Below are 6,853 nucleotides of genomic sequence, written 5' to 3'. Positions count from 1 at the left end.
GATGACGGCGCAGGAACCGCCGATGGGGCAGGCGAAGCGCCCGGAGTCGGATTCGGCGTCCAAGCCGGTCCGGGAGCCGGCGTCGCAGTAGGCTCCGTACTCGGAGTCGGATCGGCGCTTGGCGAAGGTTCCGTACTCGGAGTCGGATCGGCGCTCGGCGAAGGTTCCGTACTCGGAGCCGGATCAACGCTTGGCGAAGGCTGCGTGCCCGGATTCGGCTCCCCGGCCTGCCTTTCCCCGACCACGATGCCGAGGCCGTTGGTTCCGACATATACGCGGCCGTACACCCTCGGATCCCCGGTAATCGTCCGGTTGGCGGCGCCGAACTGATGGGCGTCGTCATTGATCCGCGTCCAGCGGCCGCCTGCGTCATCGGAGCGGTAGATGCCCCATTGGCCGCCGATCTTCGCATAACTGTACACCGTCATGTAAGGCTGTCCGGGAGCGGCTTTGCCGAAGCCGATCGAAGCCGACTCCCCGACGCCTTGAACCTGCCGGAAGCTGGCTCCGGAATCCGTGGAGCGGTACAGGCCGAAGGCGTCCCCGGGATTTTTATTGTCCGCTGCCGCGGCAAGCCAAATATCGCCTTCAACACCCGGAACGGCCTTGAATTTGCTGGTGATCCGCTTCGGAAGCCCGCTCGCCTCCTGCCGGAAGGTCGCTCCGCCATCGGTGCTCGTGTAGAAGAAGCCATCGCTGAAGCCGTAGAACTTGTCCGGATCGACGCGGTCGGAGCTGACGGCTGCGCCGGCCGGAATGCCCGTCGACGGCTGCCAGGTCTGTCCGTCATCGGAGGACCGGCTGATAGGCTGCCCTTCCGGACTCCAGAGGATGGAGCGTCCGTCGGCGGAAGCCGCCACATAACCGCCGTTCACGGAAAGGCCGCTGCCCCATGGATTCGTGCCGGGCTTCCAGGTGGCGCCGTTGTCGCGGGATACCCCGATGCCGAGATCCGAACCGGAAACATTGCCGACCCGCACGATGAAATCGGGGTCAAGCTCGGCATAGTCCAGATCCGTGCTTGTTCCGATATAAGGATTTGTAATCATCTCGGGGGCTTTGGACAGATCGGCATGGCGGAAGCCTCCGATATCGCCCATCGCGCTGAGCAGAGGAGCTCCTGCCGGCGGGCTGATGAGCCCCAGCACGGATGTCTCCTCGATGCCGCCCGCCTGGACGGACAGATGCACGGGCCCGTAGACGCTGCCTCCCGCCGTAAGAGGCTGGTCGAGCGCGGTCACGTCGGCAGCGCCGTACAGCGTCGCTCCCGTTCCGTACAGAATCGAGCCGGAGTCGAACGGATCGATCTCCAGGCTGCCGATCATCCAGCCCAGCTTGGGCGAAGCTTCGGGCAAGGGCTTGTCCTTCACCCCCCAATCCAGCCAAGGGGAAAGGGAGTAGTCCAGCTCATAGCTGTTGTTCCGCTCCGGGTAATTCCCGTACGTCCAGAACGGCTTCCATGTCCGGCCTCCGTCGAGGCTGCGGTAGATCTGCTCGTCCGGCCACCATTTGTTCATCGTCGCAACCATGACGGTGCCGGGACGGCTGGCGTCGACGGCGAGGCCGCCGTACGGGCTGGAGGTGCTTCCGGCGCCTTCCGGGCTGATGTCGCTCCATTGTCCGGAACCCGTATCGAGAACCCATACCGAGCCTTCGCCGCCGTTATAAGGACCGATATCCTTGGCGTAGGTCACGTAGAGCCGGCCGTCGGACGAGAGGACGCCGTGATGCGGCAGGAAGCCCTGGCCGGGCTGGCCCGGCACGGCTTCCCATGTCGCTCCGGCATCCCGGCTGCGATAGATGCCGGCGTCCCGGTCGGCCGTCCCTGCATAGATGACCGGGGTCGCGCTCCCCTTCGTTCCGGACGAAGGGTCGAAGGTCACCCAGACGACGCCGATGGGATCCTTCATATAATCGTCGGCAGCCGAGCCGATGGCGGTGAAGGATGATGCCCGGCTCCAGGTGGCCCCGGCATCGGTGCTTTTCCACAGCCCGTAGCCGCTGCGCGCGCCGAGGTACAGGATGTTCCCGTCGTTGGGATCGACGGCCAGCCGCTCGCCCATGGAGCGGCCCGGCATATTGCCTCCCAGCTTGAAGGGAAGCTCCGTCCGCTGCCAGCTGTCCCCCCGGTCGGAGGAGCGGTAGATGTAGCCGTTCATGTCGGTCCAGTCATTGGTGTAGGTGCCTAGCGCGGCATAGACCCGGTCCGGATCGGACGGGTCGGGAGCGATGCTTTCCACGCCGAGCAGATTCCATTCCTCCATGCCGACTCCCTCCAGCAGCTGCTTCCAGACGCCGCCCGTGGAGGCGTCCCGCCGGTAGGCGCCGCCCATGTCCGTCCGGACGTAGGCAAGCCCCTGCTCGGCCTTGCTGTAGACGATGCCGGGAATGAACCCTCCGCCGACGACAGCAGCCCGTCCCCAGCTGTAGGCTTCGCTCGAGGCTTGAGGAGCCTCATCCGCAGCCGCGGCGGCGGCCGGCAATTGGGCAGGCAGCGATAGAGCGGCTGCGAGCAGGGTGATGCAGATGGATTTGAACACGATAGACCTCCCTTGTCCGATTTAAAATGTAAGCACTTACATTTTAAGGTGCCCAGCAAGGGGCGGGATACCGGCTAAATCGGTCGATTAATCAGATGGAAATCGGAGATGGCGGCGGAAAAGCCGCCTCGGCCGGAAAGCAAAAAAAGAGCTTCCAAGGCTGATAAACAGCCGCGGAAACTCTTTCCATCCTTGAAAAAGATACGATTAGTGCCCTTCCGCCCCATCCTTTTCGTTGGAGAGGCCGGTCACTTCGAACAGCTTGAACAGCAGGCTGAACACGACCGCTACGACGGTTGCCAAAGCCATGCCGGAGATGGAGAAGTCGCCGAACTTGAGCGTCACGCCGCTGAGGCCGGTCACAAGCACGACTGTCGTCAGGAACAGGTTCGACGGCCGGCTGTAATCGACCTTCTCCTCGATCAGGATGCGCAGTCCGGAAGCCGCGATGACTCCGAACAGCAGCAGGGAGACGCCGCCCATGACCGCCGGCGGAATGTTGGCGATGAGCTCCGAGAACTTGCCGAGGAAGGAGAGCAGGATGGCGATGGCTGCCGCGCCGCCGATGACAAAGGTGCTGTAGACGCGGGTGATGGCGAGCACGCCGATGTTCTCGCCGTAGGTCGTGTTCGGCGTCGCTCCGACGAAGCCCGATACGATCGTGCTGAGGCCGTTGCCGAGCAGCGAGCGGTGCAGGCCGGGATCCTTGGACAGGTCCTTCTTCACGATGTTGCCGGTGACGACGAGATGGCCGACATGCTCGGCGATGACGACGAAGGCAGCCGGCAGGATGATGGCGATTGCGTTCCAGTCCAGCACCGGAGTCGTCACATGCGGAAGCTGGAACCAGTCGGCTGCTGCGATTTTTTTGGCCGCTTCGCCCGTCATTCCCATGCAATAAGCGACGACATAACCGGTGACGATGCCGATCAGAATCGGAATGATCTTCAGGAAGCCGCGGAAGAGGACGGAGCCGAGGACGGTGACGAGAAGCGTGATGACGGATAGGGCGATGACTTTCGTATCGGGAGTCCAAGAGGCCGCCGTCGCCGCGTCCGGGGCGATCCAGCCGGCCATGCGCGCGGCGACGGGTACGAGCTCAAGCCCGATGACGGCGACAATGGCGCCCATCGCCGCCGGCGGAAAGACGACATGGATCCATCCCGTGCCCGCCGCCTGCACGATGAGGGCGACGATCGAAAAGACGATGCCCGCTACGATGAAGCCGCCGAGCGCTGCCGCGTAGCCTCCGCCGGAAGCATGGGCGGTGATGACCCCCATTGCCGGTCCGATGAAGGCGAAGCTGGAGCCGAGGTAAGCCGGGATGCGGCCTTTGGTCAGGAGGATGTAGAACAAGGTGCCGATGCCGTTCATGAGCAGGCAGATTGCCGGGTTTACACCAAGCAGGTTGGGCACAAGCACGGTTGATCCGAACATGGCGAACAGATGCTGCAGGCTGAGGAGAAGGCCCGGGCCGAGCGGCGGCCTTTCCAATACTCCGATTTCACGCTTCAAATTCATGACGCCCCTTTTTCTCGATTTGTTCGTGAAGGAAAACGGCAGACAGGCTCCATTCCGCCCTTGTCGCCGCGACATTCCGCTTGCCTGGCAGCTATAGCCGCCGTACGGGTGCAAGCGGACAAAACTTCGTTGATTTTATCCGTTTCTGCCGGTTTTAGCAATGGGAAATATTTTGGAGCGGCGCTGCTGGATGCAATTCGCTTCTTGACGGCCCGCCCAGGTATCCAGTATTGTAGGTACAGAAGCCGAATGGCCAAATTGAATATCGATACTTTCTTATCAAGAGTAGGCGGAGGGACCAGCCCGATGAAGCCCGGCAACCGGCGTGCGAACGCACGGTGCTAATTCTTGCGGATGCGGATGCGCGTGCGGCAGCGGCGTGTCTGGGAGATGAGAGAGGCGCATGTGTTTCCGTCGATACGACCCTGCGACCCTTTCTCAAGCGCGAGAAGGGGTCTTTTTGCATGCAGCGGCGCCTGTGGCCCCGACCCCTGCGATACCGTCCAATTCATGAAAAAGGAGTGACAGGCATGCCGATCAAAGTACCCGACCATTTGCCCGCCAAGGAGGTTCTGGCGGAAGAGAATATATTCGTCATGGACGAAAGCGTCGCCTACCATCAGGATATCCGCCCGCTGCGGATCGCAATCCTCAACCTGATGCCGAACAAGGAAACGACGGAGACGCAGCTGCTCCGCCTCATCGGCAATACGCCGCTGCAGGTGGAGGCCGTCCTGCTGCATCCGCGCACGCATACGTCCAAGAATACGTCGTCGGACCATCTGCAATCGTTCTACAAGACGTTCGACGAGATCGCCCATCTCTATTTCGACGGCATGGTCATCACCGGCGCTCCGGTGGAGCAGATGGCATTCGAGGATGTGAACTACTGGGAAGAGCTCAAGGACATCATGGACTGGAGCCGCAGCCACGTGACTTCGACTTTCCATATCTGTTGGGCCTCCCAGGCCGGCCTGTACCATCATTACGGCGTGCCCAAGTACGATCTGGACCGGAAGATCTTCGGCGTGTTTCCGCACACGGTGGAGAAGCGCGGCGTCAACCTGCTGCGCGGCTTCGACGAGCTGTTCTTCGTGCCGCAGTCGCGCCACACGGAGGTCCGCCGCGAGGATATCGAGGGCATCGCCGATCTCGACATCCTGTCGGAATCGCCGGATGCCGGCGTATACCTCGTCGCTTCCAAGGACGGGCGCCAGATTTTCGTCACCGGCCATTCCGAATACGATCCGGAGACGCTCAAGTACGAATACGACCGCGACGTCGCCAAAGGCATGGAGATCGCCCTGCCGGTCAACTATTATCCCGGCGACGATCCGTCCCGCAAGCCTCTGTCCACCTGGAGGGCGCATGCCAACCTGCTGTACTCCAACTGGCTGAACTACTACGTCTACCAGCAGACGCCGTTTGATCTCGGAGCACATATATAAGTCCGGAATCCGGCCGTTCGAACCCATTCATCCTACTTTATTGAAGCGAAGGAGCCAGCAGCCCATGAAGATCGAAAGCCGCCTTGCCCAAATCGGATCCATCGAAGAGCCGGTCACCGGATCGATCAGCTATCCCATCTACCAAGCGACCGCCTACCGGCACCCGCGCCTCGGCCAGAGCACCGGATTCGACTACGCCCGCACCAAGAGCCCGACCCGCAGCGTCCTGGAGGAAGCCGCCGCAGAGCTCGAATCCGGCGACGCCGCGTTCGCCTGCAGCTCCGGCATGGCCGCCCTGCAGACGATCTTCGCCATGTTCAGCCAAGGGGATCATCTCATCGTCTCCCTCGACCTGTATGGCGGCACCTACAGGCTGCTGGAGCGGATCATGTCCCGCTTCGGCGTCGCAACCTCCTACATCGATACGAACGATATCGAGGGGATGGAGAAGCTGCGCCGTCCGGAGACGAAGGCGGTGCTGATCGAGACGCCTACCAATCCGCTCATGATGGTGACGGACATCAAGGCGGTATGCGGCTGGGCCAAGGACAAGGGCCTGCTGACGATCGTGGACAATACGCTGCTGACGCCGTTCTTCCAGCGCCCGCTGGAGCTCGGCGCGGATATCGTCATCCACAGCGCGACCAAGTATCTGGGCGGACACAACGACGTCCTCGCCGGACTCATCGTCACCAAGGGCGAGGAGCTGTCGAAGGAAATGGGCATTCTGCACAACTCCATCGGGGCGGTGCTCGGGCCCCAGGATTCCTGGCTGCTGATGAGAGGCATGAAGACGCTCGCCCTGCGCATGGAGCGCCATCAATACAACGCCACGCGGCTGGCGGAATATCTTCAAGGGCATCCCGCTGTCGCGGAAGTGTTCTATCCGGGCCTCAAGGATCACCCCGGCCATGAGATCCAGAACCGGCAGTCCTCCGGCAATACGGGCATTTTCTCCTTCAAAGTCAAGGATGCCCGCTACGTCGAGCCGATTTTGCGCCATATCAGGCTCATCGCCTTCGCCGAAAGCCTCGGCGGCGTCGAGTCGCTGATGACGTACCCGGCCGTCCAGACGCATGCGGACATTCCGGAGGAGATCCGCCGCGCGGTAGGCGTGGACGACAGGCTGCTGCGCTTCTCGGTCGGCATCGAGCATGCGGACGATCTCATCGATGATCTCGGGCAGGCACTGGAAGCCGCGCGGACCGAGATCGAAGGCGGTGTGCAGGCATGAGCGGACAGGGCAAGCAGGCCGGAGAACGGGCGCGCCGCGGACAAGCGGCGCTTCGCCACGAAGCTGATCCACTTCGGCTCCGAGGTGGACGAGTTCACGGGCGCCTCCAG

Annotated in this window: 4 protein-coding genes and 1 riboswitch; of the genes, 2 read left to right on the top strand and 2 right to left on the bottom strand. The window is 62.3% G+C overall.

What is annotated here, in order from left to right; all coding sequences use genetic code 11:
* Together BN871_RS23865 and uraA are read right to left on the bottom strand one after the other, a co-directional pair.
* Window positions 1-2,540: hypothetical protein (locus BN871_RS23865; RefSeq protein WP_053087039.1), on the bottom strand; the 2,540-nt coding region annotated here is incomplete at its 3' end.
* A gap of 207 nt (window positions 2,541-2,747) precedes the next feature.
* Window positions 2,748-4,055, bottom strand: coding sequence for a uracil permease (uraA, locus tag BN871_RS23860; RefSeq protein ID WP_048749423.1), 1,308 nt, complete (start codon window positions 4,053-4,055; stop codon window positions 2,748-2,750).
* Between the two features lie 279 nt (window positions 4,056-4,334).
* Window positions 4,335-4,458, top strand: a riboswitch (SAM riboswitch).
* Window positions 4,459-4,591: 133 nt separating this feature from the next.
* Between uraA and metA the strand changes: the two genes are divergently transcribed.
* Both metA and BN871_RS23850 read left to right on the top strand, forming a co-directional pair.
* The gene (metA, locus tag BN871_RS23855) at window positions 4,592-5,509 is read left to right on the top strand and encodes a homoserine O-succinyltransferase (protein WP_048749421.1); all 918 of its coding nucleotides are present in this window, start codon (window positions 4,592-4,594) and stop codon (window positions 5,507-5,509) included.
* A 64-nt stretch (window positions 5,510-5,573) separates the two neighbouring features.
* Window positions 5,574-6,743 (top strand): aminotransferase class I/II-fold pyridoxal phosphate-dependent enzyme, encoded by a 1,170-nt coding sequence (locus tag BN871_RS23850; RefSeq protein ID WP_048749418.1) that lies wholly within the window; start codon window positions 5,574-5,576, stop codon window positions 6,741-6,743.
* The last annotated feature ends 110 nt before the right edge of the window (window positions 6,744-6,853 follow it).

Origin of the sequence: Paenibacillus sp. P22, assembly GCF_000469945.2 — a bacterium.
Lineage (GTDB): Bacteria > Bacillota > Bacilli > Paenibacillales > Paenibacillaceae > Paenibacillus_O > Paenibacillus_O humicus.
The sequence above is the reverse complement of the archived record's forward strand: the minus strand, read 5'-3'. Positions and strand labels throughout refer to the sequence as shown.